The sequence below is a fragment of the Oceanobacillus luteolus genome (assembly GCF_023715655.1).
Taxonomy (GTDB): domain Bacteria; phylum Bacillota; class Bacilli; order Bacillales; family Amphibacillaceae; genus Oceanobacillus; species Oceanobacillus luteolus.
Genome location: NZ_JAMBON010000001.1, coordinates 42,316 through 58,791 on the forward strand (window position 1 = coordinate 42,316; position 16,476 = coordinate 58,791).

The window sequence follows — 16,476 nt, forward strand, 5'->3', positions numbered from 1 at the left end:
TAATCATCATTTAATTAAGGTCCAGAGTATGCGCTCCACACGTTTGTTCTTGAATATCCTTGTTTCAATTGCTATAATCAATTCTAGCATTCATCACCAAATTTATATGCCCGACGAATGAATTCATCGAATGGAATCGGGACGTAGGAGTGAACAACAGGAATGGTGAAAAAACAAAGGAATGTACGTAACTTTTCGATCATTGCACATATTGACCATGGGAAATCCACCTTGGCAGATCGAATCTTAGAAAATACAAAGGCAATTTCTGAACGTGAAATGAAAGAGCAAATCCTTGACGGAATGGATTTGGAGCGGGAACGTGGAATCACAATTAAACTAAATGCTGTTCAGCTTCAATATACAAGTAAGAGCGGCGAAGATTTTATTTTCCACTTGATAGATACTCCGGGACATGTGGACTTTACATATGAAGTATCCAGAAGTCTTGCAGCATGTGAAGGGGCAATCCTTGTCGTGGATGCAGCTCAAGGAATAGAAGCTCAAACATTGGCAAACGTATATCTGGCGTTGGAAAATGACTTAGAAATTATTCCAGTTATTAATAAAATTGATTTACCAAACGCAGACCCAGAAAGAGTCAAGCAGGAATTAGAAGATGTACTCGGAATTGACAAAGACGAAGTGATTCTTGCTTCAGCTAAAGCGAATATAGGAATAGATGAGATACTGGAGCGGGTGGCAGAGGTTATTCCTCCTCCATCAGGTGATGAAGATGCTCCTTTAAAAGCATTGATTTTTGATTCTCTTTATGATTCTTATCGAGGCGTTGTTGCCTATGTTTGTATTAAGGAAGGTTCGATGAAAGTCGGGGACAAAATTAAGATGTTCTCAACTGGAAAAGAATTTGAGGTTAACGAAGTAGGAGTATTCAAACCGAAAATTACTGCAACAAACGAGTTGAGAGTAGGGGATGTAGGTTACTTCACAGCCTCTATGAAAGATGTTGGTGATACACAAGTTGGTGATACGGTAACTACTGTGAACAGACCTGCAGAGGAAGCTTTACCAGGTTACCGACGACTGAACCCAATGGTTTTCTGTGGTTTGTATCCAGTCGATTCGAATAATTATAATGATTTGCGGGAAGCTTTAGAGCGTTTAGAGTTAAATGACTCATCCCTGCAATATGAAGCAGAAACTTCCCAAGCACTGGGATTCGGATTCCGTTGTGGATTCTTAGGTTTACTTCACATGGAAATCATCCAAGAGCGGATTGAAAGAGAATTCGGTATTGACTTGATTACTACAGCACCAAGTGTAATCTTTGAAGTGACGAAAACCAACGGTGAAACGATTAGGGTAGATAACCCGTCTCAAATGCCAGACCCACAAGTAATCGAATCTATTCAGGAACCGTATGTAGAAGCTACAATCATGGTTCCGAATGATTATGTTGGTGCTGTTATGGAAATTGCCCAACGGAAACGCGGACAGTTTGTGAATATGAATTATTTAGACGACATTCGGGTTAATGTAATCTATCATATTCCATTATCCGAGATCGTTTATGATTTCTTTGACCAACTCAAATCTCAAACAAAAGGTTATGCATCGTTTGACTATGAATTAATCGGTTATAAACAATCTAACCTTGTGAAAATGGATATACTACTTAACCATGATACGATTGATGCATTATCATTCATTGTACATCGTGACTTCGCTTATGAACGCGGTAAACAGATTGTTGAAAAGTTGAAGAATCTTATCCCTCGACAACAATTTGAAGTCCCTGTTCAGGCAGCTATTGGAAATAAAATTGTAGCAAGATCGACGATTAAAGCGGTCAGAAAAGATGTTACGGCGAAACTGTATGGTGGAGATATCAGTCGTAAACGGAAACTGTTAGAGAAACAAAAAGAGGGTAAAAAACGAATGAAAATGGTTGGATCCGTGGAAGTTCCACAGGAAGCATTTATGGCTGTCCTAAAAATGGATGAAGATTAATTACTACACTTCTATCTATCGGATAAAAATCGTTAAGCAGTACCGAGATAAATGTTTAATCTTTGAAAAGCTTGAAAGCATTTTGCTCTCAGGCTTTTCTTTTAGTCTGAGTAAAAGGAAGAGGTAAATGATGGCCAAAATAGAGTCTGCTTACATACATATCCCTTTTTGCAAACAAATGTGTCATTATTGTAATTTTGTAAAGTACTATTATACTGAAAAACGTGCGACGGAATACTTACAAGCTCTAGAGAAGGAAATCGAAGCTTATTTACCAGAAAATAACCATAAACTCCGTACTATATATATTGGTGGAGGTACTCCAACCGCATTAAATACAGATCAATTGATTTATTTATTTGAAATCATCCATAAGAAGATAGATGTGTCTCAAATAGAAGAGTTTACAATTGAAGTAAATCCCGGGGACATTAATGAAGAAAAGACGAAGATTCTAAAGGATTATGGGGTTAACCGTATATCATTCGGAGTACAAGTTATGGATGATTCGATGTTAAAGGAATTGGGCCGAATACATCGAGTAGAAGATGTGTATCAAACTGTCGATTTGTTAGCTAAAAATCATTTTCATAACATCAGCTTGGATTTAATCTATGCTTTACCACACCAAACTGTTGAACACTTTGAAAAGTCATTGCAAGAAGCCTTATCATTCCAGTTGCCTCACTATTCAACTTATGCCCTACAAATAGAACCGAAAACAGTGTTCTATAAAAAACATAGGCAAGGATTATTACATCGTCCAAAAGAAGATGACGAGGTAGCGATGTACAATATACTGAAGGAAATGATGGCAGCCAATGGAATTGAGCAATATGAAATCAGTAATTTTGCTAAGCCTGGCTTTGAAAGTAAGCATAACTTAACATATTGGAGTAATGAATATTACTACGGTTTTGGTGCGGGAGCATCCGGTTATTTACCTGGTAAACGTATTTCGAATGTGAAACCTTTACCTGCGTATGTAGATAAGGCGTTACATGAAGAGAAACCAATCTTGGAAATAGATACTGTCGGTATAAAAGAACGGATGGAAGAAGAAATGTTTTTAGGATTACGTAAGATAAAGGGCTATGATGAAAGAACATTTCAACGTAAATTTGGACAAGATATTCGTTCAGTTTATGGTAAACAACTAAATGAGTTGAAAAGTCAAGACTTGTTGAAGGATGAACAAGGGGTTTGGAGATTGACTGACAAGGGTATGCTTCTTGAGAACCGGGTATTTGCTGAATTTATCTTGAATTAATCGATGTTTTTTCTATGTTGATTACATGGAGTATGAGCTAAGATTATTGACAAAAACCGATGAATTTGATAGTTTATACTTAGAATTAGCACTCAAGGAGTCGGAGTGCTAACAGAGGTGATCGACATGCTGACGGAAAGGCAATTATTGTTGTTACAGGTGATTATTGATGACTTTATAGATACTGCCCACCCCGTAGGTTCTCGTGCCTTAGCTAAAAAAGGAGACATACCTTATAGTGCGGCAACCATACGAAATGAAATGGCAGATTTGGAAGAACTTGGCTTTTTGGAGAAGATGCACTCTTCATCTGGACGTATACCTTCTGAAAAAGGCTATCGTTATTATGTTGATCATTTGATTAAACCGATCTCTAATAACAAATATAACGGCATTGTAAGCAAACTGATAACAGAAGGGATTTTCGAATTTGAACAAGTCGTCCAAATGTCTGCAGAAATTTTATCTGACCTGACTAGTTATACTGCAATTATTTTAGGACCTGAAGTCTTTGAAACAAAGTTAAAACAATTGCAAATCGTACCTTTAACTTCGCAAACTGCCGTTGCTATACTAATTACCAATACGGGACATGTAGAACATCGTTCGATATCTCTGCCAGAAGCAATTAATGCATCTGATTTGGAGAAACTTGTAAATATTATTAATGAAAAGCTTGTCGGTCTTCCTGTTGTGAAACTTCAAGATATGTTTTACACAGAAATTGCACAGATTATGAAACAATATCTGGACGACTATGAAAAGTCAATGCAGTACTTGAAGGCAATCTTCGCAACGGACTATCCTGTCAAGGTTTATGTCAGCGGCAAGTCGAATATGCTGATGTTGCCAGAATTCAATGATATAAATAAAGTGCGTTCTTTTTATTCATTGATGGATCGAGAAGAAGAAATTGTCAATTTGTTAAAAGACTCAACTCCTGGTATTGAAGTTACCATTGGTAATGAAAACGAGATAGAAGCTATTAAAGATTTCAGTTTAATTACATCATCTCTTCACCATGGGAAGGAGCAAATGGGTACAATTGCTCTTTTAGGTCCTAAACGGATGGAATACCGTAAAGTGATTTCTTTGTTAAAAGGTTTGTCTAATGAAATGACAAACACCTTATATATGTGGTATAAGAACGATGATTAATATTTATAAAGTGATGTGTGGCAGGGGAGAGACACCTGTGTCAAACTCCTTCCTACCACCATTTTTGGTGCTTTTTTGAGAAATATAGAGAGTGGAGGTGGCGCTTGTGACGGAGAAAAGAGACGAGACACAAGCAAACGAAGAGGTAGAAGAAAAGGAATCTGTTGAAGTGACGGATTCTGCTGAAGAGAACGAAGAAATCGTTCAAGAAAGTGAAGAATCGGGTGAATTGAATAAAGAAATAGAAGAGCTACATAAGGAAAAAGAAGACCTGTTTAATCGATTGGTTCGCTTACAGGCAGAATTCGACAACTTTAAAAAACGCTCACAAAAGGAAAAAGAAGCAGAACGGAAATATAAATCCCAAGACATTGCTAATGATCTTCTTCCTGTTCTTGATAACTTTGAGCGCGCATTACAAGTAGAACATACAGATGCTACAAGCAATCTGATTGAAGGAATTTCAATGGTCTACCGTCAGCTGCAAGATGCTTTGAAAAACAATGGCATTGAAGCAATAGAAGCAGAAGGGAAGGAGTTTGATCCGAACCTACACCATGCGGTGATGCAGGTAGAAGATGAAAACTTTGAATCGAACTATGTAGTTGAAGAATTGCAAAAAGGTTATATGCTTAAAGATCGTGTGATTCGACCAGCAATGGTTAAAGTTAATAAATAATTGGATTTTTTGAGGAGGATTTCAATAAATGAGTAAAATAATTGGTATTGACTTAGGAACTACAAACTCTGCTGTGGCAGTGATGGAAGGTGGAGAAGCAGTTATCATTCCTAACCCGGAAGGTAACCGCACGACACCATCAGTTATTGCTTTTAAAAATGGTGAAAGACAAGTAGGTGAGATTGCTAAGCGACAAGCAATCACTAATCCAAATACCATTCAATCTATCAAGCGTCATATGGGTACAGATTATAAAGTGAAAATCGAGGATAAAGAATACACACCTCAGGAAGTTTCTGCAATCATTTTGCAGCATATTAAAGCTTATGCAGAAGATTATATCGGAGAAAAAATTGAAAAAGCAGTAATTACTGTGCCTGCTTATTTCAATGACTCAGAACGTCAAGCGACAAGAGATGCGGGCAGAATTGCCGGTCTTGAAGTAGAACGTATTATCAACGAGCCAACTGCAGCAGCTTTAGCATATGGTATCGATAAAGAAAATGAAGATCAAACAATTCTTGTATTTGACCTCGGTGGAGGTACTTTTGACGTTTCTATTCTTGATATCGGGGACGGTACATTTGAGGTATTGGCAACTGCTGGTGACAACCGACTAGGTGGAGACGACTTCGACCAAGTGATCATCAACTATATGGTTGAAGAATTTAAGAAAGAAAATGGCATTGATTTGTCTCAAGATAAAATGGCTACACAGCGTCTAAAAGATGCGGCAGAAAAAGCCAAGAAAGAATTGTCAGGAGTTTCTCAAACTCAAATTTCCTTACCATTCATTACTGCTGGTGAATCAGGACCATTACACTTAGAGATGAGTTTATCCCGTGCGAAATTTGAAGAGCTATCTTCAGAGCTTGTTGAACGCACAATAGTTCCTACTCGTAAAGCTTTATCTGATGCAGGCTTCTCAGCAAGTGATATAGATAAAGTACTACTAGTTGGAGGTTCTACACGTATCCCTTCTGTTCAAGAAGCTATCAAACGTGAAATCGGAAAAGAGCCTTCAAAAGGAGTAAACCCGGATGAAGTGGTTGCACTAGGTGCAGCAATTCAAGGTGGTGTACTTGCAGGTGATGTTAAGGATGTTCTATTGCTTGACGTAACTCCACTATCACTTGGAATCGAAACAATGGGTGGCGTATTTACAAAGCTTATTGAAAGAAATACAACTATTCCAACTAGCCATTCTCAAGTGTTCTCAACTGCAGCAGATAACCAAACAGCTGTTGATATCCACGTGTTACAAGGTGAGCGTGAAATGGCGGCGGATAACAAGACACTTGGTCGTTTCCAATTGACTGATATTCCACCAGCACCTCGTGGAATCCCTCAAATCGAAGTAAGCTTTGATATTGACGCAAACGGAATTGTTAACGTGCGTGCAAAAGATATGGGAACTAACAAAGAACAATCTATCACTATTCAGTCTTCTTCTGGATTATCAGATGAAGAAGTAGAAAGAATGGTAAGAGAAGCGGAAGAGAATGCTGAAGCAGACAAAAAACGCCGTGAAGAGGTAGACCTTCGTAATGAAGCCGACCAACTTATCTTCACAACAGAGAAAACAATCAAAGATCTCGGAGATAAAGTAACAGAGGATGATAAGAACAAAGCAGAAGCAGCTAAAGAAGATCTTAAAAAAGCTTTAGAAGGATCTGATCTGGAAGATATTAAAGCGAAGAAAACTGCTCTAGAAGAACACGTACAACAATTGTCTGTGAAGCTATATGAGCAAATGCAACAACAGCAACAAGCTGAAGGTGGTGCAGACACAACTCAATCTCAAAACGATGATGATGTTGTAGACGCTGATTATCAAGAAGTGGACGACGAAGATAATAAAAAATAAGGTATACTAAAAAGTCAAAGTCAGGATTCTCTTGACTTTGACTTTTTTCTAGGTGATTTCAAAAGAGGCAGGGTCGATTCAGGCTATAATCGCTACATTTAATGTGTCGTAGCATAAATAAAAGTAAACCATTAGTTGCCATTGTTTTATAGATAATGATATGATAACACTTATGTGATTAGTTCGGCAGGAGAGTGATGAAATTTGAGTAAGCGTGATTATTATGATGTTTTAGGTGTAGAGAAAAGCGCATCAAAAGATGAAATAAAAAGGGCTTATCGTAAACTTGCAAGAAAATATCATCCGGATGTAAATAAAGAACCGGGAGCAGAAGAGAAGTTTAAAGAAGTAAAAGAAGCGTATGAAGTACTAAATGACGATCAAAAACGAGCTCAATACGACCAATTTGGCCATGCAGGTCCAGGTGCACAAGGATTTGGTGGATTCGGAGGCGGCGGTGCCGACTTTGGCGGTTTTGGAGATATATTTGATATGTTCTTTGGTGGTGGTGCTGGAAGTCGTGATCCTAATGCACCGCGACAAGGTAACGACTTACAATATACCGTAACTTTAGATTTTGAAGAAGCGATTTTTGGGAAAGAATTGAATATAACTGTACCGCGAGAAGAAGAATGTACTACTTGTCATGGAACTGGTGGTAAGCCAGGAACGAAACCAGAAACTTGTACCCATTGTCATGGAACAGGTCAGTTGAATCAAGAACAGAACACACCATTCGGTAGAGTTGTGAATCGCCGAGTATGTCCTTATTGTAGCGGTAAAGGTAAGGTCGTTACTGATAAATGTACCACTTGTCATGGAGAAGGCCGTGTGAAAAAGCATCGTAAAATTGATGTTACAATCCCGGCTGGAATTGACGAAGGCCAACAAATTAGAGTTGCAGGCCAAGGGGAGGCTGGCATAAATGGTGGCCCTCCAGGTGATTTATATGTTGCAATCCGTGTCAGACCACATGAATACTTTGAACGTGAAGGAGACCATATATTCTGTGAGCTTCCATTAACTTTTGCACAAGCTGCCTTAGGTGATGAAGTCGAAGTGCCAACGGTCCATGGGAAAGTTAAGTTGAGAATCCCTGCGGGTACTCAAACAGGTAAAACGTTCAGACTTCGGGGTAAAGGTGTGGTAAACGTTCGAGGACGTGGTCAAGGGGACCAGCATATTAAAGTTCGTGTCATTACACCTACTAAATTAACCGATAGACAAAAAGAGTTATTGAGGGAATTCAATGCTATTGGAGGGAATGATTCTACGAATGAACAGGATTCGAATTTCTTCCAACGCTTTAAGAAAGCTTTTAAAGGCGAATAAAGATGTTGTGTGACACACAACATCTATACATAAAAGAAACAATCTTCTATGAAATGAGTTGGTATAATGAACTGGACGGAAGTATGCATCCACACAACCCGTGAAGCGGTTGAATCGATATCATATGTGCTTCATGAAGCAGGTTTGAGCGGGTTGATTATTGAGGATCCACTTGATTTGATTAAAGCGCGTGATTCACAATTTGGTGAAATCTATGAATTGAATCCAAATGATTATCCTGAAGAAGGTGTCCGTATTAAAGCATATTTACCAGTCAACAGCTATCTTAAGGATTCTATTGCCGAAATCAGGGAAGAAATAAATAAGTTAACTGATTATCATGATATGGGGAAAAATGAAATAACCTTAAGTGAGGTCCATGAAGAAGATTGGGCGACAGCTTGGAAAAAGTATTATAAACCTCTTCAAGTGACTGATAATATTACAATTAAGCCGATTTGGGAAACATATGAACCAAAACGAGATTCCGAAATAATAATTGAAATGGACCCTGGAATGGCGTTCGGCACGGGGACCCACCCCACAACAGTCTTAAGTATCCAAGCGCTTGAAAAGTATGCTGAACCATCAAATGTCGTAATCGATGTCGGTTCAGGTTCAGGTGTGCTGAGTATAGCAGCTGCAAAACTTGGTGCCGAGAAAGTGTATGCGTATGATTTGGATGAAGTCGCTGTTAAAAGCAGTAAATCAAATATTGCTATGAACGAACTCACTGATAAAATATCTGTAAAGCAGAATAATCTGTTGCGGAATGTTGATTTACAGGCAGAAGTCATTGTTTCGAATATACTTGCGGAAATTATTGTGAAATTTGTGGATGACGCATGGAAGAATTTAAAAAATAAAGGATTTTTTATCACTTCCGGAATTATAGAAACCAAAAAGGAAACTGTCCTTGAGCAATTGAAGCACCAAGGCTTTGAAATAATCGAAGTAAATGAATTGGAAGAATGGATTTCAATCGTAGCAATGAAACCATGAAAATGAATTAGTGGTAGGTGAATGGAATGCAACGATATTTTATACTTAAGGATGATGCTTGGTCAGAGACAGTTGTCACAATATATGGTGAGGATGTCCATCACATCTCGCGTGTTATGCGTGGGGAAGTCGGTGATCGCATTATATGTAATCACCGAAATGGCAGAGCCGCGATTTGTGAGATCAGTGAAATATCCAATGACAAAGTTAGAGCAAATATCGTTGACTGGCAGGATCAAGATGTTGAATTGCCTATAGAAGTTACTATTGTTCAAGGTTTACCAAAAGGCGATAAGATGGATTTTATTCTTCAAAAGGGAACCGAACTTGGAGCTGATTCCTTTATACCGTATAAAGCAGAACGTTCCATCGTTGTTTGGGATGAGAAGAAAATGAAGAAGAAATTACAACGATTTGGAAAAATTGTGAAAGAAGCAAGTGAACAAAGCCATCGCAATAAAATTCCTACAATCCATGATCTTGTCAGTATTAAGCAACTGATTGAAGTCAGTGATCAATTTGATGTGAAAATTTTTGCCTACGAGGAAGAGGCAAAAACAACTTCCTACCAATCCTTTGCAGAAGTGTTAAAGGAAATGAATAGTGGAATGCAGTTGTTGATTTGTATTGGCCCTGAAGGTGGTTTTTCGGAAAAGGAGGCTGAGCTATTAAAGGAGAATGATTTTAAACCAGTCCGCTTCGGACCTCGAATTCTCCGGACTGAAACTGCTGCATTATATGCTTTATCGAGTATCTCTTACCATTTTGAAGAACTGAGGTGGAATGAATGCAAACAGTAGCATTTCATACGTTGGGATGTAAAGTTAACCATTACGAAACAGAAGGTATTTGGCGGATGTTCAAGGAAAAAGGGTATGAACGTGTAGAATTCGACCATGATTCCGATGTTTATGTAATTAATACTTGTACCGTAACAAACTCTGGTGATAAGAAAAGTAGACAAGTGATTCGGAGAGCAATTCGCAGTAACCCAGATGCGATCGTCTGTGTTACTGGATGTTATGCACAAACTTCTCCTGGTGAAGTAATGGAGATTCCAGGGGTCGATGTGGTTGTCGGTACACAAGACAGAAAAAATATCTTCAAATATATTGAAGAACATAAGCAGACGAGATTACCGGTTAACGGTGTGAGTAATATTATGAAAAATCGTGTATTTGAAGAAATGGATGTACCTGAATTTACGGATCGTACAAGAGCTTCCTTAAAGATTCAAGAAGGCTGTAATAACTTCTGTACTTTCTGTATTATTCCATGGTCAAGAGGTTTACTTCGTTCACGTGACCCTGAGAATGTAATCAACCAAGCGCAAAAACTTGTAGATGCAGGATATAAAGAAATCGTTCTTACTGGTATTCATACTGCTGGATATGGTGAGGACATGGTGGATTATAACTTCGCTAGACTACTTCGTGATTTAGAGGAAAAAGTCGATGGACTAAAAAGAATTAGAATATCGTCCATTGAAGCGAGCCAAATTACGGATGAAGTGATTGATGTACTCAATAACTCCCAAAAAATTGTTAGACATCTTCATATTCCAGTTCAGTCTGGATCTGATTCCGTTCTTGCAAGAATGCGTCGTAAATACTCAACTGCTTTCTATAAGGAAAAAATCGCTAAAATTAGACAAGCATTACCTAACTTGGCAATTACATCAGATGTCATTGTAGGTTTCCCTGGAGAAACAGAGGAAGAATTCCAAGAAACTTATAACTTCATTAAAGAAATAGGATACAGTGAGCTACATGTATTTCCATATTCACGTCGTACTGGTACTCCTGCAGCTCGAATGGATAACCAAGTTGAGGATGAGGTGAAAGAGGATCGAGTAAACCGCCTCATCGCTCTATCAGATCAATTGGCAAAAGAATACGCATCCACATTTGAAAATGAAGTGTTGGAAGTGATTCCTGAAGAAAGAATAGTAAATGAAGACCAACCTGAACTATTAGTTGGGTATACGGATAACTACCTTAAGGTACAATTCGAAGGTACAAAAGATATGGTAGGGAAACTTGTGCGTGTGAAAGTCACAAAATCTGGTTATCCATATAATGAGGGGACATTTGTACGGGTTATGGATGATGCAACCCACGCATTAACTAAATAACAAAAGCTAAGATAGAGCTGTGCCGGATATGATTGTTATACCAAATAAGGAAAGGATTGATAGCATGACAACTTCATTAGCCAAATATATCGATCATACACTTTTAAAACCTGAAGCAACAGAAGACCAAATCAACAAATTGGTGGAAGAAGCAAAGGAATATGAATTTGCTTCTGTCTGTGTGAACCCAACATGGGTTTCTTCATGTTATAGTGAATTAAAAGATACACCAGTAAAAGTCTGTACAGTAATTGGATTTCCTTTAGGTGCCACCTCAACTGAAGCGAAAGTCTCAGAAACTGAACAAGCCATAAAAGATGGTGCAACCGAAGTGGATATGGTAATAAATATAGGCGCATTAAAATCCGGGAAAGATGAATTGGTCCAGGAAGACATCAGAGCTGTTGTGCAAGCTGCAGAAGGACAAGCGATCACCAAGGTGATCATTGAAACTTCGCTTTTAACAGAAGAGGAAAAAGTTAATGCCTGCAAGCTGGCTAAGGCTGCTGGTGCGGATTTTGTAAAAACATCCACAGGCTTTTCTGGTGGAGGTGCAACAGTTGCAGATGTTAAGTTAATGCGTGATACAGTAGGTGAAGAAATAGGTGTAAAAGCCTCTGGTGGCATTAGAGACTTGGAGACTATGCAACAAATGATTGATGCTGGTGCATCAAGAATCGGTGCAAGTGCGGGAGTGTCTATTATCAAAGGATTAAAAGGCACAGAAAACTATTAAACCTAATAACAAACTTTCTGTTGACCTGAAAGTTTGATTATATTATAATTTAGGGAGCGTGTGACTTAGTATTCATTCGCTGATAACTTTTGTTTTTTGCTTCGGAGGGAGGGAAACAAGCATGTCAAATACAACTCGCGTTCGTAAAAACGAGTCTCTTGAGGATGCTCTTCGTCGCTTCAAGCGTAGTGTATCAAAAAGCGGTACATTACAGGAATATCGCAAGCGTGAACATTATGAAAAACCTAGCGTAAGACGTAAGAAGAAATCGGAGGCTGCTAGAAAGCGTAAATACTAAGAAGAGGGTGTAGCTTTGATGACTTTACTTGAAAAGCTGAATCAAGATATGGTTCAGGCGATGAAAAATAAAGACAAGGATACCCTTAGTGTTATTCGCATGGTTAAAGCTTCGATTCAAAATGAATCAATTAAGCTGGGTAAAGAACATCTAACAGAAGATGAAGAATTGACAATTTTATCAAGAGAGCTCAAACAAAGGAAAGAGTCCCTCCAAGAATTTACTTCCGCAGGTCGGGAAGACCTTTCTGAAAAAGTTAGATTTGAAATAAACGTTTTAGAGCAGTATATGCCGGAGCAACTTTCTTTAGAGGAATTGCATGAAATTGTTGAGCAGACGATACAAGAAGCCAATGCCACTTCCATGAAAGATTTTGGAAAAGTAATGGGTAAAGTGATTCCTTTAACGAAAGGGAAAGCTGACGGCTCTCAAGTAAAGAAAATTGTTGAACAAAAATTAAAATGAATGATAGTTTAATTTAAAACTCTTCTTTAACACCTTGAAAATGGTTCCATTCATCAAAAAATGAATGGAACCATTTTTTAGTCCTGTACCATTCTTTTCATATGTAGATAATATGTGATAGTATCTTAGTGACAGGTATTCCTTTTAAAAAGTTTTTAAAAAATGAAACATCTGGTTGTTGAATTTCGTATAAATAGGTAAATATAAAGGGGGTGTTAAAGTTGCCTGCCAAAAAGATATTACACTACATACTCATTATTTTCATTGTAGGACTTGTTTCCTTCCCTTTGTTCGGAGAAAAAGTACATGGTGATGGGACGGGGAAAATCGTCTATGTTATTCCGATAGAGCGTGAAGTCGAACGAGGACTCGAAGCTTTTTTAACTAGAACCACGAATGAAGCAATTGAGGCAAATGCCGATCATATTATTTTTGAAATTGATACTCCTGGTGGAAGAGTTGATTCTGCAGGTCAAATTGCCGAGTTGTTACAAAACCTGGAAATTCCTACAACTTCATTTGTTATTCATGAAGCATTATCTGCTGGCTCATATATAGCACTCAATACTGATAATATCTATTTTAAGCCTCAAGCAACGATGGGAGCGAGTGGTGTCATTACCGGGGATGGTAATGCTGCAGATGAAAAGGCGCAATCAGCTTGGATAGCGGCAATGCGGAGTGCGGCTGAATCAAAGGGAAGAGATCCGTTATATGCCGCAGCAATGGCCGATCCTTCTATTGACTTACCGGAATACGGTGCAGCAGAAGGGAAATTTCTAACCCTTGGTCCAAGTGAAGCTGTCGAAGTTGGCTATGCTGAAGGAATTGTCAATCATCGTGTAGAACTTTTAGCGGAGCTTGATTTAACAAATGCAACCATTGTTGAAACTGAAACGACTATTGCAGAGGAGATTGCGCGTTTTTTAACCCACCCGCTGGTTATACCGATTTTATTATCCGTCGCCAGTCTTGGTCTTGTGCTTGAACTATATTCGCCGGGTTTTGGTGTGCCGGGTACTATGGGACTCATTGCATTATTCCTATTTTTCTATGGCCATATCGTTGCCGGTTTGGCTGGAATGGAAGCGATAATTCTTCTGATACTTGGAATCATACTAGTTATTGCGGAGTTCTTTTTACCAGGTGGCATTGTTGGTTTGCTGGGAATTGGTGCTATCCTCGGATCCTTAATGATGTCAGGTTATGATATGGGACATATGGCCTTGAGTATCAGTATTGCTTTTATTGTCGCTATCGTGGCCGCCATCTATTTATACCGGAGAATCGGTATGGATAAAGGTATCTTCCGTCATATTATTCTAAAAGACCAAACATCCACAGAATTAGGCTATGTTTCATCCGTGAACCGTCTGGAATTGATTGGTATGGAAGGTGTTTCTTTAACTCCATTACGTCCTTCAGGAACTGGAATGTTTGCAGATGAAAAAATAGATGTCGTTTCGGAAGGCAGTTTTATTGAAGAAGGAAAGACGATAAAAGTCACCAAAGTTGAAGGAATGCGAGTAGTTGTAAGAGAAATAATAAAATAAATACACAATTAGGAGGAAAGAATTATGGGTGGTTTTGAAATTCTACCAATTATTATTATTGCTGTTATTGTAATAGCAGTAGCAATTCTATTTACATTTATTCCAGTAGCACTTTGGATTAGTGCACTTGCAGCTGGGGTAAAGGTTAGTATTTTTACTTTGATCGGAATGCGATTACGTCGAGTTGTACCGAGCAGAGTAATAAACCCGTTAATAAAAGCACACAAAGCAGGACTTAATGTAGCAATTAATCAGCTTGAAAGCCATTACCTTGCTGGTGGTAACGTAGATAGGGTAGTAAATGCATTGATTGCTGCTCACCGTGCCAATATTGAACTTCCATTTGAAAGAGGCGCAGCAATTGATCTTGCTGGACGTGATGTATTAGAAGCTGTACAAATGAGTGTTAACCCCAAAGTAATTGAAACGCCGTTTATTGCTGGTATTGCAATGAATGGTATTGAGGTAAAAGCTTTAGCGAGAATTACGGTTCGTGCAAATATTGACCGACTTGTTGGGGGAGCGGGTGAAGAAACAGTAATCGCCCGTGTTGGTGAAGGTGTTATCAGTACAATTGGTAGTTCTAATACGCATGAACAAGTACTTGAAAATCCAGATTCCATTTCACAAACTGTACTGGCTAAAGGACTAGATTCAGGAACAGCATTTGAAATTCTGTCCATTGATATTGCAGATGTAGATATTGGTAAGAACATTGGTGCTACATTACAAATTGATCAAGCGGAAGCAGATAAGAATATAGCCCAGGCGAAAGCGGAAGAACGCCGTGCAATGGCAGTCGCATTAGAACAGGAAATGGTTGCACGAACCCAAGAAATGCGTGCGAAAGTTGTGGAAGCAGAAGCAGATGTACCTCGCGCATTGGCAGAAGCACTCCGTTCAGGAAACATGGGTGTTATGGATTATATGAACTATCGTAACATTAGTGCAGATACAGAAATGAGAGATACGATCGGTAAGTTGACAGAAGACAATGATGACAACAATCAATAAGCACTTCTTTGTTTCCTGTAAAGGAGGGAAGTAATGGGTTTTTTGGATCTAATCTTAGATAACATTTTCCTGATTTTCATTATAATTTCAGGAATTATCGGTTTCCTGGGCAGTAACAAGGAAGAACAAAAAAAGAAGCAGCGTCCAGTTAAAACTAATACTCCGCAACGGCAACCGGTACCTGCACCAAGCCGAACTCGGACTGAAACTAAACGTCCAATAGAGAGTCCAAGGAGGCAAGCAGAACAGCCTGCTAAACCTCAGGTCACTGTTGCAGATTCCATTGAGGCGGAACAAAAGGCTCAAATGGAGCGTCTGCAAGAGAGATTTGGCAGGTCAACTTCGCCTGACGAAAAAGCCGTTACTAGTAATCAAATAGGTCAAGATTTAACAGAGTCAGGTTCATTACAACCAGCGAAATACTTTTCCGAAGAGCAAGAAATATTGCGTAAAGATATCCGGAAAAGTTTAAAAAATAAAGGTTTGATCAATGGCATCATTATGGCGGAAGTATTAGGGAAACCACGCTCATTAAAGCCGTTTGAAAGTCCGACTTTAGAACGTTACAAAAAGTAAAATGATATATTATTATAAAAACCATCAGTACAATGTTTAATCTATTGTCTACTGATGGTTTTTTGTCTTTTCTAATGGTCTTAATTAAATTTTCATTTCATACATATAAAGAGGAGGGGGATGTATCAGTGAAAAAATGGCATCTACGATTGCGTAACTTAATGGTTGATTACCTATCACTTCCTTCTGATGTTTTACTTGAATTACCAAGGCTAACCATGATTGGAAATTTTCACTTGTATATTGAAAATCATAAAGGGCTGGAAACATACTCAGAAACCGAACTCAAAGTAAAAACTACAAATGGATATGTACAAATTTTGGGATCTTCGTTTGTATTAAAACAAATGTTACCAGAAGAAATTTTATTAGAAGGAGAAATTGAAGAAGTAAAATATTTACCAAGCTGATTGCAAAGGAG

The 16,476-nt window shown here is 38.4% G+C and carries 16 protein-coding genes; all 16 read left to right on the forward strand.

Annotation, left to right across the window (positions count from 1 at the left end; all coding sequences use genetic code 11):
- Window positions 1–162 precede the first annotated feature (162 nt).
- The 16 genes from lepA (at window position 163) to yqfC (ending at window position 16,465) form a co-directional block, all read left to right on the forward strand.
- Entirely contained in the window at window positions 163–1,971 is a 1,809-nt protein-coding gene (lepA, locus tag M3210_RS00230; RefSeq protein WP_251510048.1) for a translation elongation factor 4, read from the forward strand.
- Between the two features lie 130 nt (window positions 1,972–2,101).
- The gene (hemW, locus tag M3210_RS00235; protein WP_251511069.1) at window positions 2,102–3,241 is read left to right on the forward strand and encodes a radical SAM family heme chaperone HemW; all 1,140 of its coding nucleotides are present in this window, start codon (window positions 2,102–2,104) and stop codon (window positions 3,239–3,241) included.
- A 126-nt stretch (window positions 3,242–3,367) separates the two neighbouring features.
- The gene (gene hrcA / locus M3210_RS00240) at window positions 3,368–4,399 is read left to right on the forward strand and encodes a heat-inducible transcriptional repressor HrcA (protein ID WP_251511078.1); all 1,032 of its coding nucleotides are present in this window, start codon (window positions 3,368–3,370) and stop codon (window positions 4,397–4,399) included.
- Between the two features lie 106 nt (window positions 4,400–4,505).
- Window positions 4,506–5,078, forward strand: coding sequence for a nucleotide exchange factor GrpE (gene grpE, locus M3210_RS00245; protein WP_251510050.1), 573 nt, complete (start codon window positions 4,506–4,508; stop codon window positions 5,076–5,078).
- Window positions 5,079–5,106: 28 nt separating this feature from the next.
- A complete protein-coding gene (gene dnaK / locus M3210_RS00250; protein WP_251510051.1) occupies window positions 5,107–6,945 on the forward strand; it encodes a molecular chaperone DnaK in 1,839 nt (612 codons plus the stop codon).
- A 204-nt stretch (window positions 6,946–7,149) separates the two neighbouring features.
- A complete protein-coding gene (gene dnaJ / locus M3210_RS00255) occupies window positions 7,150–8,277 on the forward strand; it encodes a molecular chaperone DnaJ (RefSeq protein ID WP_251510057.1) in 1,128 nt (375 codons plus the stop codon).
- Between the two features lie 66 nt (window positions 8,278–8,343).
- Window positions 8,344–9,279, forward strand: coding sequence for a 50S ribosomal protein L11 methyltransferase (gene prmA / locus M3210_RS00260; RefSeq protein WP_251510059.1), 936 nt, complete (start codon window positions 8,344–8,346; stop codon window positions 9,277–9,279).
- Between the two features lie 26 nt (window positions 9,280–9,305).
- Window positions 9,306–10,079, forward strand: a complete 774-nt coding sequence (locus M3210_RS00265) for a 16S rRNA (uracil(1498)-N(3))-methyltransferase (RefSeq protein WP_251510061.1) — start codon at window positions 9,306–9,308, stop codon at window positions 10,077–10,079.
- Window positions 10,067–11,413 (forward strand): tRNA (N(6)-L-threonylcarbamoyladenosine(37)-C(2))-methylthiotransferase MtaB, encoded by a 1,347-nt coding sequence (mtaB, locus tag M3210_RS00270; RefSeq protein WP_251510063.1) that lies wholly within the window; start codon window positions 10,067–10,069, stop codon window positions 11,411–11,413. The genes M3210_RS00265 and mtaB overlap by 13 nt, the downstream gene beginning before the upstream one ends.
- A gap of 64 nt (window positions 11,414–11,477) precedes the next feature.
- Window positions 11,478–12,149, forward strand: a complete 672-nt coding sequence (deoC, locus tag M3210_RS00275) for a deoxyribose-phosphate aldolase (protein WP_251510065.1) — start codon at window positions 11,478–11,480, stop codon at window positions 12,147–12,149.
- 121 nt (window positions 12,150–12,270) lie between these two features.
- Window positions 12,271–12,447, forward strand: a complete 177-nt coding sequence (rpsU, locus tag M3210_RS00280; protein ID WP_072887896.1) for a 30S ribosomal protein S21 — start codon at window positions 12,271–12,273, stop codon at window positions 12,445–12,447.
- Window positions 12,448–12,465: 18 nt separating this feature from the next.
- A complete protein-coding gene (locus tag M3210_RS00285; RefSeq protein WP_251510066.1) occupies window positions 12,466–12,912 on the forward strand; it encodes a GatB/YqeY domain-containing protein in 447 nt (148 codons plus the stop codon).
- Window positions 12,913–13,133: 221 nt separating this feature from the next.
- On the forward strand, window positions 13,134–14,465 hold the full coding sequence (locus tag M3210_RS00290) for an NfeD family protein (protein WP_251510067.1): 1,332 nt from the start codon (window positions 13,134–13,136) through the stop codon (window positions 14,463–14,465).
- A gap of 24 nt (window positions 14,466–14,489) precedes the next feature.
- A complete protein-coding gene (gene floA, locus M3210_RS00295) occupies window positions 14,490–15,479 on the forward strand; it encodes a flotillin-like protein FloA (protein ID WP_251510068.1) in 990 nt (329 codons plus the stop codon).
- Window positions 15,480–15,512: 33 nt separating this feature from the next.
- Window positions 15,513–16,055, forward strand: coding sequence for a YqfB family membrane protein (locus tag M3210_RS00300; protein ID WP_251510069.1), 543 nt, complete (start codon window positions 15,513–15,515; stop codon window positions 16,053–16,055).
- Window positions 16,056–16,183: 128 nt separating this feature from the next.
- Complete coding sequence (gene yqfC / locus M3210_RS00305; protein ID WP_251510070.1) at window positions 16,184–16,465, forward strand: sporulation protein YqfC; 282 nt, start codon at window positions 16,184–16,186, stop codon at window positions 16,463–16,465.
- Window positions 16,466–16,476 lie beyond the last annotated feature (11 nt).

What these genes read in the sequence shown, in the direction of transcription:
- prmA (WP_251510059.1), top strand. Translation starts at nt 8,344, where the DNA reads ATGAACTGGACGGAAGTATGCATCCACACAACCCGTGAAGCGGTTGAA.
- hemW (WP_251511069.1), top strand. Translation starts at nt 2,102, where the DNA reads ATGGCCAAAATAGAGTCTGCTTACATACATATCCCTTTTTGCAAACAA.
- dnaK (WP_251510051.1), top strand. Translation starts at nt 5,107, where the DNA reads ATGAGTAAAATAATTGGTATTGACTTAGGAACTACAAACTCTGCTGTG.
- lepA (WP_251510048.1), top strand. Translation starts at nt 163, where the DNA reads ATGGTGAAAAAACAAAGGAATGTACGTAACTTTTCGATCATTGCACAT.
- rpsU (WP_072887896.1), top strand. Translation starts at nt 12,271, where the DNA reads ATGTCAAATACAACTCGCGTTCGTAAAAACGAGTCTCTTGAGGATGCT.
- mtaB (WP_251510063.1), top strand. Translation starts at nt 10,067, where the DNA reads ATGCAAACAGTAGCATTTCATACGTTGGGATGTAAAGTTAACCATTAC.
- M3210_RS00300 (WP_251510069.1), top strand. Translation starts at nt 15,513, where the DNA reads ATGGGTTTTTTGGATCTAATCTTAGATAACATTTTCCTGATTTTCATT.
- M3210_RS00285 (WP_251510066.1), top strand. Translation starts at nt 12,466, where the DNA reads ATGACTTTACTTGAAAAGCTGAATCAAGATATGGTTCAGGCGATGAAA.
- floA (WP_251510068.1), top strand. Translation starts at nt 14,490, where the DNA reads ATGGGTGGTTTTGAAATTCTACCAATTATTATTATTGCTGTTATTGTA.
- M3210_RS00265 (WP_251510061.1), top strand. Translation starts at nt 9,306, where the DNA reads ATGCAACGATATTTTATACTTAAGGATGATGCTTGGTCAGAGACAGTT.
- deoC (WP_251510065.1), top strand. Translation starts at nt 11,478, where the DNA reads ATGACAACTTCATTAGCCAAATATATCGATCATACACTTTTAAAACCT.
- hrcA (WP_251511078.1), top strand. Translation starts at nt 3,368, where the DNA reads ATGCTGACGGAAAGGCAATTATTGTTGTTACAGGTGATTATTGATGAC.